This window comes from Streptomyces sp. NPDC005303, from assembly GCF_040607335.1.
Taxonomy (GTDB): domain Bacteria; phylum Actinomycetota; class Actinomycetes; order Streptomycetales; family Streptomycetaceae; genus Streptomyces.
Window position 1 is genome coordinate 1 of record NZ_JBEXGM010000064.1, and the last position, 16,454, is coordinate 16,454.

Annotated in this window: 13 protein-coding genes and 2 pseudogenes; 9 read left to right on the top strand and 6 right to left on the bottom strand. The window is 70.0% G+C overall.

Annotated elements, in window-relative coordinates:
• Positions 1-183 precede the first annotated feature (183 nt).
• The 8 genes from ABZT93_RS39570 to ABZT93_RS39605 all read left to right on the top strand — a co-directional run bounded on the left by ABZT93_RS39570 (position 184) and on the right by ABZT93_RS39605 (position 10,139).
• On the top strand, positions 184-2,691 hold the full coding sequence (locus ABZT93_RS39570) for a PQQ-dependent sugar dehydrogenase (RefSeq protein ID WP_356113858.1): 2,508 nt from the start codon (positions 184-186) through the stop codon (positions 2,689-2,691).
• 14 nt (positions 2,692-2,705) lie between these two features.
• A complete protein-coding gene (locus ABZT93_RS39575; RefSeq protein ID WP_356113838.1) occupies positions 2,706-4,079 on the top strand; it encodes a ThuA domain-containing protein in 1,374 nt (457 codons plus the stop codon).
• A 182-nt stretch (positions 4,080-4,261) separates the two neighbouring features.
• Complete coding sequence (locus ABZT93_RS39580; protein WP_356113841.1) at positions 4,262-4,531, top strand: hypothetical protein; 270 nt, start codon at positions 4,262-4,264, stop codon at positions 4,529-4,531.
• A 274-nt stretch (positions 4,532-4,805) separates the two neighbouring features.
• Positions 4,806-5,549 (top strand): EboA domain-containing protein, encoded by a 744-nt coding sequence (locus ABZT93_RS39585; RefSeq protein WP_356113842.1) that lies wholly within the window; start codon positions 4,806-4,808, stop codon positions 5,547-5,549.
• Complete coding sequence (locus tag ABZT93_RS39590) at positions 5,549-6,409, top strand: TatD family hydrolase (protein ID WP_356113844.1); 861 nt, start codon at positions 5,549-5,551, stop codon at positions 6,407-6,409. Before ABZT93_RS39585 ends, ABZT93_RS39590 begins: the two co-directional genes overlap by 1 nt.
• 3 nt (positions 6,410-6,412) lie before the next feature.
• Complete coding sequence (gene eboE / locus ABZT93_RS39595) at positions 6,413-7,582, top strand: metabolite traffic protein EboE (RefSeq protein WP_356113846.1); 1,170 nt, start codon at positions 6,413-6,415, stop codon at positions 7,580-7,582.
• On the top strand, positions 7,579-8,976 hold the full coding sequence (locus ABZT93_RS39600) for a nucleotide pyrophosphatase/phosphodiesterase family protein (RefSeq protein ID WP_356113848.1): 1,398 nt from the start codon (positions 7,579-7,581) through the stop codon (positions 8,974-8,976). Before eboE ends, ABZT93_RS39600 begins: the two co-directional genes overlap by 4 nt.
• A 116-nt stretch (positions 8,977-9,092) precedes the next feature.
• Entirely contained in the window at positions 9,093-10,139 is a 1,047-nt protein-coding gene (locus ABZT93_RS39605; protein WP_356113850.1) for a sugar phosphate isomerase/epimerase, read from the top strand.
• A 90-nt stretch (positions 10,140-10,229) separates the two neighbouring features.
• Here ABZT93_RS39605 and ABZT93_RS39610 read toward each other — a convergent pair whose 3' ends face one another.
• The 3 genes and pseudogenes from ABZT93_RS39610 to ABZT93_RS39620 form a co-directional block, all read right to left on the bottom strand.
• The gene (locus tag ABZT93_RS39610) at positions 10,230-10,361 is read right to left on the bottom strand and encodes a hypothetical protein (protein WP_356113851.1); all 132 of its coding nucleotides are present in this window, start codon (positions 10,359-10,361) and stop codon (positions 10,230-10,232) included.
• Between the two features lie 35 nt (positions 10,362-10,396).
• A pseudogene (locus tag ABZT93_RS39615) lies at positions 10,397-11,128 on the bottom strand (molybdopterin dinucleotide binding domain-containing protein); the annotation flags it as partial.
• A 47-nt stretch (positions 11,129-11,175) separates the two neighbouring features.
• Positions 11,176-12,147, bottom strand: coding sequence for a 2-dehydropantoate 2-reductase (locus ABZT93_RS39620; protein ID WP_356113852.1), 972 nt, complete (start codon positions 12,145-12,147; stop codon positions 11,176-11,178).
• Positions 12,148-12,390: 243 nt separating this feature from the next.
• On the opposite strand from ABZT93_RS39620, the gene ABZT93_RS39625 reads away from it, so the two are divergent.
• Positions 12,391-13,068 carry a GntR family transcriptional regulator gene (locus tag ABZT93_RS39625; protein ID WP_356113853.1) on the top strand — a complete coding sequence of 226 codons (678 nt, stop codon included), beginning with the start codon at positions 12,391-12,393 and terminating at the stop codon, positions 13,066-13,068.
• A 236-nt stretch (positions 13,069-13,304) separates the two neighbouring features.
• On the opposite strand, the gene ABZT93_RS39630 is transcribed toward ABZT93_RS39625, so the two are convergent.
• The 3 genes and pseudogenes from ABZT93_RS39630 to ABZT93_RS39640 all read right to left on the bottom strand — a co-directional run.
• Entirely contained in the window at positions 13,305-14,720 is a 1,416-nt protein-coding gene (locus ABZT93_RS39630; protein ID WP_356113854.1) for an OFA family MFS transporter, read from the bottom strand.
• 1 nt (position 14,721) lies between these two features.
• Entirely contained in the window at positions 14,722-16,113 is a 1,392-nt protein-coding gene (locus tag ABZT93_RS39635) for an OFA family MFS transporter (protein ID WP_356113856.1), read from the bottom strand.
• A 173-nt stretch (positions 16,114-16,286) separates the two neighbouring features.
• Positions 16,287-16,454 (bottom strand): annotated as a pseudogene (locus ABZT93_RS39640) (formyl-CoA transferase); the annotation flags it as partial.

Below are 16,454 nucleotides of genomic sequence, written 5' to 3' on the forward strand. Positions count from 1 at the left end.
CGGCTCCAGGGCGCACCCGAGGCACTGAACCGGCTCAAGGCATACGACTTCGAGCCCCCGTCGGCCTCCTTCGACGCGGCCTTCGGAGGCAACGAGTAAGCCGCACCGGTCAGTTCCGGGATGACGGCGCATCCCGGCGCACCCGCACCCACCCGTACGACCGGCCCCATTCTGGAGGCACCCGTGCACGGGAAAGACCGCACCACCCCTACCGACAGAATCGAGACCCACAGACGACGCGCACCCTGGCGCAGAGCGGCGGCCCTGCTCACCGGCCTCCTGCTGGCCGGCGCCTCCCTCACCCTCACAGCTCCCCAGGCAGGCGCAGCCGTCGCCGAGCCGGGAGCCGCCGAAGCCGCCGCCGAGGACTTCCAGCAGGTCACCCTCGCCAAGGGCGAGCCGGAGGTCGGCGAGCCCATGTCGCTCGCCGTCCTCCCGGACCGCTCGGTCCTGCACACCTCACGCGACGGCGAACTGCGCATCACCGACGCGGCCGGCACCACCCGCCTCGCCGGCAAGCTCGACGTCTACTCCCACGACGAGGAAGGTCTCCAAGGCGTCGGCGTGGACCCGCAGTTCACCACCAACCGCTTCATCTACCTGTACTACGCGCCCCCGTTGAACACCCCGGCGGGCGACGCCCCCGAGACCGGCACCGCGGCCGACTTCGCGCCCTTCGACGGCGTCAACCGCCTCTCCCGGTTCGTCCTGAAGACCGACGGCACCCTCGACGCCGCCAGCGAGACGAAGATCATCGACATCCCCGCCACCCGCGGCATCTGCTGCCACGTCGGCGGCGACATCGACTTCGACGCGGCAGGCAACCTCTACCTGTCGACCGGCGACGACTCCAACCCCTTCCAGTCCGACGGATTCACGCCCATCGACGAACGCGCGAACCGCAACCCGGCCTTCGACGCCCAGCGCACCGCAGGCAACACCAACGACCTGCGCGGCAAGATCCTGCGTATCAAGGTCAACGCCGACGGCACCTACGCCATCCCCGACGGCAACCTCTTCACACCCGGCACGGACAGGACCCGGCCCGAGATCTACGCCATGGGCTTCCGCAACCCGTTCCGCTTCAGCGTCGACAAGCAGACCGGGATCGTGTACGTCGGCGACTACGGTCCCGACGCCGGCGCCGCCGACCCGGCCCGAGGCCCCGCCGGCCAGGTCGAGTTCGCGCGCGTGACCGGCCCCGGCAACTTCGGCTGGCCGTACTGCACGGGCGACAACGACGCCTACGTCGACTACGACTTCGCCACCGGCACCTCCGGCGCGTCCTTCGACTGCGCCGCGCCGAAGAACACCTCCCCGCACAACACCGGCCTCACCGACCTTCCCCCGGCGCAGGCCGCCTGGATCCCCTACGACGGCGGCTCGGTACCGGAGTTCGGCAATGGCTCCGAGTCCCCGATGGGCGGCCCGGTCTACCACTACGACCCCTCGCTCGACTCACCGGTGAAGTTCCCCGAGGCCTACGACGGCGACTTCTTCGCCGGGGAGTTCGGCCGCCGCTGGATCAAGCGCATCACCAGCGACGACAACGGCACCGTCCAGTCGATCAACGACATCCCGTGGACCGGCACCCAGGTGATGGACATGGCCTTCGGCCCCGACGGCGCCCTGTACGTCCTCGACTACGGCCTCTCCTGGTTCGGCGGCGACGAGAACTCCGCCCTGTACCGCATCGAGAACGCCACCGGCGGCCACTCCCCGGTCGCCCAGGCGGCGGCCGACCGTACGTCCGGGCAGGCGCCGCTGCGGGTGCGGTTCTCCTCCGCGGGCACCAGCGATCAGGACGGCGACGCCCTCACCTACAGCTGGGACTTCGGCGACGGCGGCACATCCACGGCGGCGAACCCGACCCACAAGTACAAGAACAACGGCACCTACACGGCGACCCTGACCGCGAAGGACGCGAGCGGCCGCACCGGCAGCGCGAGCGTGCAGATCGTCGTCGGGAACACCGCACCCAAGGTGACGCTCGAACTCCCCAAGGACGGGCAGCTGTTCAGCTTCGGGGACGCGATCCCGTTCAAGGTGCGCGTGAGTGACCCCGAGGACGGCCGGTCCATCGACTGCACCAAGGTCAAGGTCACCTTCGTCCTCGGCCACGACAGCCACGGCCACCCCGTCACCTCCGCCGACGGCTGCACCGGCACCATCCAGACCAGCGCCGACGGCGGCCACGACGAGGACGCCAACATCTTCGGTGTGATGGACGCCGAGTACACCGACAACGGTGGCGGCGGCCAGGCCCCGCTGACCACCCACGACCAGAGCGTCCTGCAGCCCAGGCACCGCCAGGCCGAGCACTTCGGCAACAGCTCGGGCGTCTCGGTCATCGCCAAGGACACGGCTCACGGCGGCAACACGGTCGGCGACATCAACAACGGCGACTGGATCTCCTTCACGCCGTACGTCCTCAGCAACGCCAAGTCGGTCACCGCGCGTATCTCTTCGGGCGGCATCGGAGGCACCCTGGAGATCCGCGCGGGCTCCGCGACGGGCACCCTCCTCGGCCAGGCGGCCGTGCCGGTGACCGGCGGCTGGGAGACCTTCCAGGACGTCACCGCCGACCTGTCCCGCGCCCCCAGGGGCTCCACCACGCTCTACCTGGTCTTCAAGGGGAGCGGCACCGGCGCCCTGTTCGACGTGGACGACTTCACCTTCACGACCGCCTGAGAGGAGGGGATCACATGAACGCAACCGGACGATGGACCACGGCAGTTGTAGGAGCCGCCCTGCTCCTCGGCTGTGTGTCCCAACCCGCCGCGTCACACCCCGCGGACAGCGAACGGGTGCTGGTCTTCTCCAAGACGGCCGGCTTCCGGCACGACTCGATTCCCGAAGGCATCGCGGCGGTGAAACAGCTCGGTGAGACCGACGGCTTCACGGTCGACGCCACCGAGGACGCGAGCGCGTTCTCCACGCGGAACCTGCGCCGCTACGACGCCGTCGTCTTCCTCTCCACCACCGGCGACGTCCTCGACCCCGCCCAACAGCGCGCGTTCGAGGGCTACATCCGGCACGGCGGCGGATACGTCGGCATCCACGCGGCCGCAGACACCGAGTACGACTGGGCGTTCTACGGCGGCCTCGCCGGGGCGTACTTCCAGTCGCACCCGGCGATCCAACCCGCCACCGTGGTGGTCGAGGACCGGGCCCACCCGTCCACGTCAGAGCTGTCTCCGAGGTGGAACCGCACCGACGAGTGGTACAACTACCGCTCCAATCCCCGCGAACGGGTGCACGTCCTGGCCTCCCTCGACGAGTCGTCGTACACCGGCGGCACGATGAACGGCGACCATCCGATCGCCTGGTGCCAGGACTACCAGGGCGGCCGGGCCTTCTACACCGGCTTCGGCCACACCAAGGAGTCGTACGCGGACCCGGCATTCCGTAGCCACCTGCTGGGCGGGATCCGGTATGCGACCGGCGAAGCCCAGGCCGACTGCCGACCGGAGAACGGCTACCGTCCGCTCTTCGACGGCACGGCCGACTCACTGGCCGCGTGGAAACAGGCCGGCCCGGGCTCCTTCACCCGCTCCGACGACGGCACACTCACATCGTCCGGCGGCATGGGAATGCTCTGGTACGCCGGTTCCGGGCAGGGCTTCGGGTCGTACTCCCTGAAACTCGACTGGAAGATGGCGAGCGCCTCCGGGGACGACAACTCCGGTGTGTTCGTGGGCTTCCCGCCCTCGGACGACCCCTGGTCCGCCGTGGACAACGGCTACGAGATCCAGATCGACGCCACCGACGTACCCGAGAAGACCACCGGGTCCGTCTACGGCTTCCGATCCGCCGACCTGACCAAGCGCGACCGTGCGCTGAACCCGCCGGGGGAGTGGAACACGTACGAGATCCGCGTGGAGGGCGAACGCCTCCGCGTCTGGCTCAACGGCGTGAAGATCAACGAATTCACCAACACCGATCCGGCCCGGAGCCTGCGTGACGGGCATGTCGGTATCCAGAACCACGGAGCCGACGACCAGGTGTCCTTCCGCGACATCCGGATCAGGGAACTGCCCGCGAAGGCCTCACCGGCCGTGGCCCCACAGGGCGACTGAGCGGCGGCGGGCGGGGGACGCCGGACCCCCGCCCGCCGTCTTCATCTCTTCTTCGCAGGGTCTGCGCACCCACGTGTTCGACAAGGAGGCTGCCATGTCCGCGTCCGACTCCGTCCCGCGCCCTCGGCGGCTGGAAGACCGCCTGGGACCACATCGCCTTCGACGGGTTCCTCGGCACCCGCATGATCCTCCAGACCACCTGGCAGGGCTGCGACTCCTCCCTGACCGCACCTCTCGTACCCGACCTGGCCGCTCGCGCCCACCAGAGGGATCTGCCCGGCCCCCAGGGCGAACTGGGTTTCTACTGCAAGGACCCGGTGGGGAAGGGCCCTTCGGGACTGGGGGAGCAGTACGCGGCACTGGTGACGTTCGCGGAACGCCTTCGGGCAAAGCCTGTCGGCGGCGGCAAGCGGAGCCGCACCGGCGGTCGTTCGCGGGAGGAGCAGCGGTGAGGGCGATCAGGGCGGCGGTGGACGGCCTGTCCGAGCCAGCGGGGCTCACCACGGCCCCCCTCCAGGGTGCCTCCCCGCACACCGCACCACCGACCCCCGCACACACCGACCGCCTCCACGCCCGGGCTGAACTCCGGTGCCCGCCCGCCCTGTTCACCGTCCCCGGCGACGCGTCGGCGGGCGACATCGACTTCCCACACCCGGGCCCCCACTTCGCCGAAGGCTCCCTCCCGTTCCTCCGTCAGGCAGTGGCGCACCCACAAGGAAGCACCCCATGACCCACCCCCATGCCCACCAGGCAACCCCCGCGGCGGACACCCAGGGCACCACCCTCGCCCGAAACCCGCTGCGCGACCTGCGCGACCTGCACAGCCACCTCACCGACCACCTCGGCGAAGCCGCCCGCGCCTGGCTCGACCAGGCCCTCGAAGAGGCCGCCGCACACCCCGGCGCCCACGGCCCCATCTCCGTGTGGGAGCTGCGCCTCGCCGAGGCCGGACGCCGCTGCGGCCCCGAACACGCCGACGCCGCCCGCATCCTGATCCTGCACGCGGCCCGCGCCGACACCGACGCCCTGACCCGGGTCTACGCCCAGGGCACCGCCGCCGAACGCCGCGCCGTCCTGCACGCCCTGCCCCATCTGGTGCCCGGCCCCGAGGCCCTCCCGCTCGTCGAGGACGCTCTGCGCACCAACGACACCCGCCTCCTGGCCGCCGCCGTCGGCCCCTACGCCGCCCGCCATCTCGACACCCACCACTGGCGCCACGCCGTCCTGAAATGCCTGTTCACCGGCGTGCCCGTCGCCGAGGTGGCCGACCTGGACCGGCGGGCCCACGCGGACGCCGAACTCGCCCGCATGCTCGGCGACTACGCCGCCGAACGCACCGCCGCGGGCCGACCCGTGCCCGAGGACCTGCACCGCGTCCTGACCCTGACCGACCCCACGGCCACCCCACCCGCGCCGGCCGCCGACCACGGCCCGAACAGCGCGGACGGCACCCACGCCAAGGAGTCCTGATGCGCATCTTCGACCCCCACATCCACATGACGTCCCGCACCACCGACGACTACCAGGCCATGCACACCGCCGGCGTCCGCGCCGTCGTCGAACCGTCCTTCTGGCTCGGCCAGCCCCGCACCTCTCCCGCCTCCTTCCTCGACTACTTCGACTCCCTGCTGGGCTGGGAACCCTTCCGCGCCGCCCAGTACGGCATCGCCCACCACTGCACCCTCGCCCTGAACCCCAAGGAGGCCAACGACCCGCGCTGCCTGCCCGTCCTCGACGAACTGCCCCGGTATCTCGTCAAGGACCAGGTCGTCGCCGTCGGCGAGATCGGCTACGACTCCATGACCCCCGCCGAGGACACCGCCCTGGCCGCCCAGCTCCAGCTCGCCGCCGACCACCAGCTGCCCGCGCTCGTCCACACCCCGCACCGCGACAAGCTCGCCGGCCTGCGCCGCACCCTCGACGTCGTCCGAGAATCCGCCCTGCCGATGGACCGGGTCCTGGTCGACCACCTCAACGAGACCACCGTCAAGGAGGCCAAGGACAGCGGCTGCTGGCTCGGCTTCTCCGTCTATCCCGACACCAAGATGGACGAGGAACGCATGGTGGCGATCCTGCGCGCCTACGGCCCCGAACAGGTCCTGGTGAATTCCGCCGCCGACTGGGGCCGCAGCGACCCCCTCAAGACCCGCAAGGTCGGCGACCTGATGCTCGCCGAAGGCTTCAGCGAGGACGACGTCGACCGCGTGCTGTGGCGCAACCCGGTCGCCTTCTACGGACTCAGCGGCCGACTGAACCTCGACGTGCCGGCCACCGACGTCACCCACGAGGGCAACTCCATCCTCCGGGGCCCCCAGAAGACGGAGGCGTGAGCCATGCGCTTCCGCCACCCAGACGGCACCACCGTCCACCTCGCCTACTGCACCAACGTCCACCCCGCCGAAACCCTCGACGGTGTCCTCGCCCAGCTCCGCGACCACTGCGAACCCGTCCGCCGCCGCCTCGGCCGCGACCGCCTCGGCATCGGCCTGTGGCTCGCCCGTGACGCCGCCCACGCCCTGGTCAGCGACCCCTCCGCACTGCGCGACCTGCGCTGTGAACTCGACCGCCGCGGCCTCGAAGTCGTCACCCTCAACGGCTTCCCCTACGAGGGCTTCGGCGCCGAGGAGGTCAAGTACCGGGTCTACAAGCCGGACTGGGCCGACCCCGAACGACTCGACCACACCACCGCCCTTGCCCGCGTCCTCACCGGGCTCCTGCCCGACGACGTCACCGAGGGCAGCATCTCCACCCTCCCGCTCGCCTGGCGCACCGCCTACGACGAAGCGAGCGCGGAGAAGGCCCGCACCGCCCTGCTCACCCTCGCCGAACGCCTCGACGCCCTCCAGGACCTGACCGGCCGCTCCATCCGCGTCGGCCTCGAACCCGAACCCGGCTGCGTCGTCGAGACCACCGGTGACGCCGTCGCCCCGCTGACCGCGATCGCACACGACCGCATCGGCATCTGCGTCGACACCTGCCACCTCGCCACCTCCTTCGAAGACCCGCACACCGCCCTGGACGCGCTCACCGCCGCCCGCGTCCCCGTCGTCAAAACCCAGCTCTCAGCCGCCCTGCACGCCGAACACCCCCACCTGCCCGAAGTCCGCGAGGCACTCGCCGCCTTCGACGAGCCCCGCTTCCTGCACCAGACCCGTACCTCCACCGCCGCGGGCCTGCGCGGCACCGACGACCTCGGCGAGGCCCTCACCGGGGACGCCCTGCCCGACGGGGCACCCTGGCGCGCCCACTTCCACGTCCCCCTGCACGCGGCCCCCGCCGCACCCCTCACCTCCACGCTCCCCGTACTCAAGTCCGCCCTCGCCCGGCTCGTCGGCGGCCCGCACCCACTCACCCGCCACCTGGAGGTCGAGACCTACACCTGGCAGGCCCTCCCACCCGAACTGCGCCCCCGCGGCCGCCCCCAGCTCGCCGACGGCATCGCCGCCGAACTCACCCTCGTGCGTGACCTGCTGACGGACCTCGGCCTGAAGGAGCTGCCATGAGCCACCCACCCCGAGAAGCGGGACCGACCCCTCTCCTCGTCCTCGACGTCGTCGGCCTCACCCCCCGGCTCCTCGACCACATGCCCCACCTCGAGTCCCTCGCCCGATCCGGCTCCCACGCCCCGCTCGGCACCGTCCTGCCCGCCGTCACCTGCGCCGCCCAGTCCACCTTCCTCACCGGCACCCACCCCAGCGAGCACGGCATCGTGGGCAACGGCTGGTACTTCCGCGAGCTCGGCGACGTACTCCTGTGGCGCCAGCACAACGGTCTGGTCGCCGGCGACAAGCTGTGGGACGCCGCCCGCCGCGCCCACCCCGGCTACACGGTCGCCAACATCTGCTGGTGGTACGCCATGGGCGCCGACACCGACTTCACGGTCACCCCCCGTCCCGTCTACTACGCCGACGGCCGCAAGGAACCCGACTGCTACACCCGCCCCCCGGCCCTGCACGACGAACTCACCGAGAAACTCGGCACCTTCCCCCTCTTCCACTTCTGGGGACCCGGCGCGGACCTGGTCTCCAGCCAGTGGATCATCGACGCGACCCGCCACATCATGGGCACCCGCCACCCCGACCTGACCCTCTGCTACCTCCCCCACCTCGACTACGACCTGCAGCGCTTCGGCCCCGACGACCCACGCTCCCTCAGGGCCGCCGCCGACCTGGACAGGGCACTCGCCCCGCTCCTGGACGACGCCCGCGCGGAAGGCCGTACCGTCGTTGCACTGTCCGAGTACGGCATCACCCGCGCCGACCGGCCCGTCGACATCAACCGCGCCCTGCGCCGCGCCGGACTCCTCGAAGTGCACACCCAGGACGGCATGGAGTACCTCGACCCGATGGCGTCCCGTGCCTTCGCGGTCGCCGACCACCAGATCGCCCACGTCTACGTGCGCCGCCCCGAGGACCTGGGCGCCGTCCGAGCCGCCCTCGACGGCCTGCCCGGCATCGAGCGACTCCTCGACGACGAGGGCAAGAAGGCCCACCACCTCGACCATCCGCGCTCCGGCGAACTCGTTGCCGTGGCGGAGCCGGACGCCTGGTTCACGTACTACTACTGGCTCGACGACGATCGCGCGCCCGACTTCGCGCAGCTGGTCGAGATCCACCGCAAACCCGGCTACGACCCGGTCGAACTCTTCATGGACCCGCTCGACCCCTACGTCAAGGTCAAGGCGGCCACCGCGCTGGCCCGCAAGAAGCTCGGCCTGCGCTATCGCATGGCGGTCGTGCCCCTCGACCCGTCACCTATTCGCGGCAGCCACGGCCGCCTCCCCGAGAGCGACGACGACGGTCCGCTCCTCATCTGCTCCACCCCCCGCGCAGTAGGCGACCGCATCGCGGCCACCGACGTCAAGTCACTCCTGCTCCACCTCGCCGGTCTCGGCTGACCGGCTCCGAACAACCGGCAGCCGAAGATCCGGCCCCCGACGACCGTCCTTCCCGACTGGTCCCCAGTGAAGCACCCACCACTGACAACGCCCTCCGACACCGAGGAGTCCCAGGCATGAGCCGCATCTCCCAGCCCGACCCCGAACTCACCCACCGGCTCACCAGACGAGGCATGCTCGGCGTGGCCGCGGGCGCCACCGCCGCCGCACTGCTGGGCGCCGCGGCCTCCCCGGCCGGCGCGGCCACCGAGACCGCGACCGGCACCACCGGCCACGGCCGCGGCCGCCCCGTCCTGCCCCCCGGCCGACTCGGCATCCAGCTCTACAGCCTCCGCGACAAGGTCGCGACGCTCGGCTTCGCCCCCGTCTTCGCCGAACTGGAGAAGTACGGCTACGACGAGGTCGAGTTCGCCGGCTACACCCAGGGCTCGGCCGGACCGATCACCCTCGCCCAACTCAAGCGCCTGGCCCGCGACCACGGCCTGAACCCGATCGGCAGCCACGTCGGCTACTACGCGGACGACCCGAACGCCTACACCTTCGCCCAGAACCTCACCCAGGTCCTCGACGACGCCCAGGCCCTCGGCCTCAAGCACATCGGCACCGCCTCGGGACCGTTCCGCTACGGCTCGACCGTCGACGCGTGGAAGCGCGCCGCCGAGGAGTTCAACACCTACGGAGCCGCGGCGAAGGCACGCGGTATGAAGTTCTACCAGCACAACCACTCCGAGGAGTTCTCCTTCGCCACCGACAACCCCAAGGTCCGGCTCTACGACGTGCTGCTCAGGGAGACCGATCCCGACCTGGTGTTCCTGGAGATGGACATCTTCTGGGCGTACTCCGGCCAGTTCCGCTTCTCCAAGCGGCCCGACGGCACGCCCGCGCCCTTCGAGCCCCTGAACTACGTCCTCAGGCAGCCCCACCGCTACCCGCTCTTCCACGTCAAGGACGGGGTGAGCGACCCGGCCAACACCTACGGATATCGCATGACCGACGTCGGCGACGGCGACATCGACTACCAGAAGTTCATCTCCGCCGTGACCCGGCTGCGGGGCGAACGCCTGGCCCACCACTGGCAGGCCGAGCACGACCAGCCCGCCGAGTCCTTCACGTTCGCCCGCCGCTCCAGCGCCTACCTGCACTCGCTGCGGGAGAAGTGCTGACGGCACACGACTGAGGCGGGACCCCGAGGGCGCAGGGGGCGCTCCCCGCCCGATATCGGGGTCCCGCCGTCGTGTATGCGGGGAGACCGGTCAGCCCTGGGTGGCCGTCGCCGCCAAGGCGAGCCGGTGTTCTCCCGCGTACACGTTCATGGTGTGGCCGCGTAGGAAGCCGATGGGGGTGAGTGCGATCTCCGTGAGGTGGCCGGGGGCGACGCGGAGCACCTTGCGTCGTTCCGTGACTCGTCCCTTGTCCGGTCTCACCTCCGTATCGCCACGACGGGCATCTTCTCGATCCGGATCGCGGCAGCCTGGAACTCCACGGCCCCCGCGATCGGACAACCGGCCCCCCGCGCCCGCCGGTCGGCGTCCGTCCCGTCCGGCGGACGGCCGGTCATGAACGCCAGACCGGGCCGCAGCGCCGGATCCACCCACACCGACGCCGTCGTCGAGCCCCGCCGAGTGGTGACCCGCACCTCTTCTCCGACCACCACGCCGTAGCGCTCGGCGTCCTCCGGACTCAGCTCGACACACTCGGTCCGCCGCAACGACGACGCCGAACCGCCCATCCGGAGACGGGTGCTGTGCGAGTCCGGGCGGCGTCCCTTGGTGAGCCGGACCGGGTACTCCTCGTCCGTCAGGTCGACGGGAGGGGCGTGCCGGACCAGATGGAAAGGTGTCCGCCCGGCTCGATCGTCGTGAGCGCGGCCGGTGAGCAGCGACAGGTCGATCAGCGCGCGGGCCTCCTCGTGCCCGGTGCCGACGACGGCCCGTAGCGGCTCGCCGCGCGCGTAGGTGTGCGCCAACTCCCGTACGACGGCGGCCGGTACGCCCGTCACCTTCACCGCGAGCGACACCGTCCACGGCTCGACGAGCTGCCGGTACTCCTCGAAGCCGGAGGTCGAGCGTTCGATGTACGTCCGGTCGGCCAGCCCCGCCCGGATGATTTCCCGGCCGATCGCATGGACCAACGCGACGCCGGTGCCGGCGTTCGGCCGGATCCGAGGTGACGACCCGATGGCGTGGGTGCCCGGTTGCGTCATGCGGCGGACCGGATCGCGAGGAGGTCGGAGAGGGCGTGGACGGTGCGGAGCGTGGGCACGTCCACACCGGTGATCTCCGCCAGCTCGATGACGGCGGTGAGCAGGACGTCGAGTTCCAGGGGCTTGCCCCGCTCCAAATCCTGGAGCGTGGAGGTGCGGTGGTCGCCGACGCGCTCGGCGCCCGCGAGACGGCGTTCGATGGACACCCCGACGGTGCAGCCGAGGGCCTCGGCGACCGCGAGCGTCTCGGCCATCATGGTCTCGATGACCTTGCGGGTGCCGCCGTGCAGGCACATCTGGCGCATGGTGGCACGGGCCAGCGCGCTGATGGGGTTGAAGGAGATGTTGCCCAGCAGCTTGAGCCAGATGTCGTCCCGCAGGTTCGGCTCGACCGGGCACTTGAGCCCGCCGGCCTGCATGGCCTCGCTGAAGGCCCGACACCGGGGTGAGAGGCTGCGGTCGGGCTCCCCGATCGAGAACCGGGTGCCTTCCAAGTGCCGTACGACACCTGGCCCTTCGAGCTCGGTCGCCGCGTAGACGACACATCCGATGGCCCGGGAGGGCGCGAGCACCGCACTGACCGCACCGTCCGGGTCCACGCTCTCGATCCGGTGGCCGTCGTGGGGGCCGCCGTGCCGGTGGAAGTACCACCAGGGGATGCCGTTCTGGGCCGCGATGACCGCGGTGGTGTCGGTGAGCAGGGGCTCGATGAGCGGCCCGCACGCCGCGTACGAGTTGGCCTTCAGACCGAGGAGGACGTAGTCGACCGGGCCGATCTCGGCCGGGTCGTCGGTGGCATGGACGTGGGCGGTGAAGTCACCGCGCGGGCTGAGGACCTGGACGCCGAGTTCCCGCATGGCCGCCAGATGCGGACCGCGGGCGATGAGATGGACGTCGGCGCCGGCGCGGTGGAGTGCCGCGCCGACGTAGGCACCGATGGCTCCGGCGCCGAGGACTGCGACTTTCATGGGTGGAAGCTCCGTTCGGTGAGGGTGACCGAGGAACTGCCGACTTTGTCGACTGGATATTGTCTACAGGATGGAGAGAGTGCTCAGCAAGAGTTGTGACGTCACCAACCCTGTGAGCTGGTGCTACGACCCGGTATGACCTGCGCGCATGGTGGTTGTGCGCCGTAGACTGTAGGCGAAAACCAATTCATACTTGGCTCTCAGCTGCAGCGACAACGCCAACGCTGCACGGGAGGGACCGCGATGTTGCCGACGACAGGACTGCCGTACGGGACGGTGCCCAGGCTCGAGCGCCCCGGTCCACTGCGCGACCGCGTCTACGGCGCGTTGCTCGAACTCATCACGACGCGTGCGTTGCAGCCTGGCCAGCATCTTGTGGAGAGTGAGCTGGCGGGTCATTTGGGGGTGTCCCGGCAGCCGGTGCGTGAGGCGTTGCAGCGGCTGAATACGGAGGGGTGGGTGGATCTGCGGCCTGCGCAGGGGGCGTTCGTGCACGAGCCCACGGACGAGGAGGCCGACCAGCTGCTCACCGTGCGCACGCTGCTGGAGGCCGAGGCGGCCCGGCTGGCCGCCGCGAACGCGGGCAGCGCCGGCATCGCCGTACTGGAGGAGCTGTGCGCGCAGGGAGAGCGCGCGGTCGCCGCGGACGATGTGGATGCCGCGGTCGCCCTGAACGCCCGACTCCACGCCAAGGTAATGGAGTTGGCGGGCAACGCGGTCCTCGCCGAGCTGGCGGGGCAGGTGGACCGCCGGGTGCGCTGGTACTACACACCGATCGCCCGGCAGCGTGGCAACCAGTCCTGGATCGAGCACCGTGAACTGATCGCCGCGATAGCCGCCCGCGACGAGCAGCGCGCCACCGCGGTCATGCGGCAACACACCGAACACACGCGGAAGATGTACCACGACCGCGAGAAGTAGCCTCCGCTCCTGTCCGCGACCGCGATGCCACTGGGCCGCTGGGCCGCTGAGCAGCCGGGCTCGGCCCGGTCGGCTGTTTTCGCGGCTGCGGTCGCTGCCCCGCGTCCGGACCCCTGAACCTCTGCACCGCGGGGTCCGGCACGGGCGGGCCACGGGCACCGAACCATCGGATGAGGCGGCCCCACCCCGGCGAGCGCCGAGGCCGAGGACCGCCTGATCCGTCCGAACTGCCCTGCTCAGAGCGCGGCTTGTGGCTGCGGTGCCGACGTGCCGCCCCGGGCCCGCCCCGGCTGCCGCAGCAGCAGCGCGATCGCCGCCGCGAGCATCGAGGTGGCGCCGGCCAGGGCGTACGCCCCGTCGTAGCCCCACGCAGCGACGACCATGGAGCCGAGGCCGCCGCCGAACAGGCCGCTGATCAGCTTGCCGCTGTACACCAGCCCGTAGTTGGAGGCGTTGTAGTTCTCCCCGAAGTAGTCCGGGGTGAGCGCCGCGAACAGCGGGTAGAACGCGCCGCCGCCGAACCCGGAGAGGAACGCGAACACCAGGAACAGCGACTCGCTCCTGATGTCGCCCGCCCAGATCACCCCGAACTGCGCGAGGCCCAGGACGAGGATGACGAACACCAGGGTGGGCTTGCGGCCCCATCTGTCGGACAGCCAGCCCACCACCCCGCGCCCGATGCCGTTGATGACGGCCATGACACCCATCGAGGAGGCCGCCACCAGCGGGCCGAAACCGACCTCCTTCGCATAGTCGACCTGGAAGGAGATCCCGAAGATCGACACTCCCGCGGTCATGACGAGGGCGATCCACATGAGCGGAAGCATGCCGGTCCTGACGGCCTCCTTCGGTGTGAACTGCCGTACCGCCGGGGGGTTCTTGGCGAGAGCTCCGCCCCCCTTCCCGCTGCCGCCATGGGTGAGCGGGTCGATGTCCGCGGGCCACCAGTTCTTCGGCGGGTCCTTGAAGAAGAACGCGCACCCCACGACCACGATCAGGATGTAGCAGCCGATGAGGTCCAGGACACGGTGGTAATTGGCCGTGTCGAAGCCGTAGTTGAAGATGAAGATGAAGGGCAGTGATCCGTACGCGAAGCCGCCGTTGACGAACCCGGTCTTCGCTCCCCGGCGTTCGGGGAACCATTTGCCGACCATGTTGATGCAGGTCGCGTAGACCAGTCCGGCGCCGATTCCCCCTATGACGCCGAATCCCAGGATCGCCAGCCAGACGTTGCCCAGATGCGACAGGGCGAGGAATCCGACCAGACACATGCCCGAGCCGATGTACATGGCCTGACGGGCCGTCAGGATGCCCTTCTCCCGCAGCCAGCCCGCCGGGAAGGCGATGCCGGCCTGGAAGAAGACCCAGACACTGAGGATCCAGAAGGTGTTGCTCTGCGTCCAGCCGTGGGCGTGGGACAGGGTGTCCTCGGCCGAGCCGTACGCGTACTCGAAGACGCTGATGGCCATCATGGTCATCCAGGGCAGGTACACCATGAGTTTGCGCGAGTGGCCGAGGATGTCCCGGTCGGTCTCGCCGATGCGGTAGACGCGGCCGCCCGCGTCGGTCACTTCTCGGTAGGGACGTGGTGCGGCGGTGGAGTGTGCGGTCTTGTCGGTCTCGCTGCGTGCTGCGTACGGATCTGCCGTCATGTCAGGCCATTTCCTCGCCGAGCGGTTGCGGGTTGGGGACGGTCCGACGGCTGGTCCGGGGCCTGCCGGGCGCCTTCAGGAACAGCGCGAGGACCGCGGAGGCCAGGCCGATGGAGCCGGCCAGCACGAACGCGCCCTGGTAGTCCCAGGCGCCGACCACGATCGAGCCGACCCCGGAACCGACGAGCCCCGAGATGAGCTTCGAGCTGTAGACCATGCCGTAGTTGGAGGCGTTGTTGTTCTCACCGAAGTAGTCGGCCGTCATCGCGGCGAACAGCGGGAAGATCGCGCCGCCGCCGAAGCCGGAGACCATGGAGCAGAAGAGGAAGAACGGCATGCTGCCCATCTGGCCGGAGACCAGCACACCGAACTGGGCGGTGCCCAGCACCAGACACACGATGATCAGGGTGTGGCGGCGGCCGAACTTGTCGGAGATCCAGCCGATCACCCCGCGCCCGGTGCCGTTGACGATCGCCTTCAGCGACATCGCCGTGGCCACGATCCCGCCCGCGAAGCCCATGTCCTTGCCGAACGGCACCTGGAAGGCGATGCCGAAGATGTTGATCCCGGCCGTGCACAGCAGGCAGAACCACATCATCCACAGGACGGGCGTGCGCGCCGCTTCCTTCGGGGTGTACTGCTTGACGGCCGGCGGGTTCTTCTCCAGCGCCCGCCGGATCTTCGGATCGTCGGTCATCCTCAGCGGGTCGACGTGCGGGGGCCACCAGTTCTTCGGCGGGTCCTTGAAGAACCAGCCGGCGAACGCCACGATCGAGCAGCAGACGAGGCCCACCGTCACCAGGACGCCCCGGTAGTTGCTCAGGTCCATGTACGAGGTGAACAGGAAGACGAAGGGCACCGAGCCGTAGGCGAAACCGCCGTTGACCATGCCGGTCTTGCCGCCCTTGCGCTCCGGGAACCACTTGCCGACCATGTTCACGCAGGTCGCGTAGACAAGTCCGGCGCCAATACCGCTGCACACGCCGAAGCCCAGGTAGGCGACGATCACGTTCGGTGCGAACGCGAGCGAGAGATAGCCGAGGACGGTGCCCAGCGCGCCGAGCATCATCGCGTAGCGGGCCGGAAGCTTTCCGCTCTCCCTGAGCTGCCCGGCCGGGAAGGCCACGGCCGCCTGGAAGAACACCCAGACGCCCATCAGCCAGAAGATGTGCCCGCTGCTCCACAGATGCGCCTCGTGCAGGGTGTCCTCGGCCGACGTGAACGCGTACTCCGAGGAACTGATGCCCAGCATGCCCATCCACGGGAAGAGCACCATGGTCCATCGTGGTCGTCCCATGATGTGCCGGTCGGTCTCGCCGATCCGGAACACGCGGCCGTTGCGGTCCGTCACCTCCCTGAAGGTGGCGGACGACGAGTAGTCGACGGTCGTCATAGTCTTCAAGCACTCCTTGCGTCGAAAGATCTGGCCAGCGCCCCCTGTCCAAATTCCTTTCGTGTGCGCACGGATCCCGGGCCCCGCCGACGCGCACCGCCGCCGGACCCCGTGCTCATTCACGTCATGGACCACCGCCCAGCCGTCCGGGAACCTGGCTCCGGTTCACCACGTCAGATCACCCCGCCCGACCTGAGCAGCCGCAACTCCTCGTCGCCGAGACCCAGTTCACCGATGTAGATGTCCTCGTTGTGTTGGCCGAGGAGGGGTGGGGTGGTGATGGTGGTGGGGGAGTCGGAGAGTTTGAGGGGGTTGCCGACGGTGGTGAAGGTGCCGCGGTG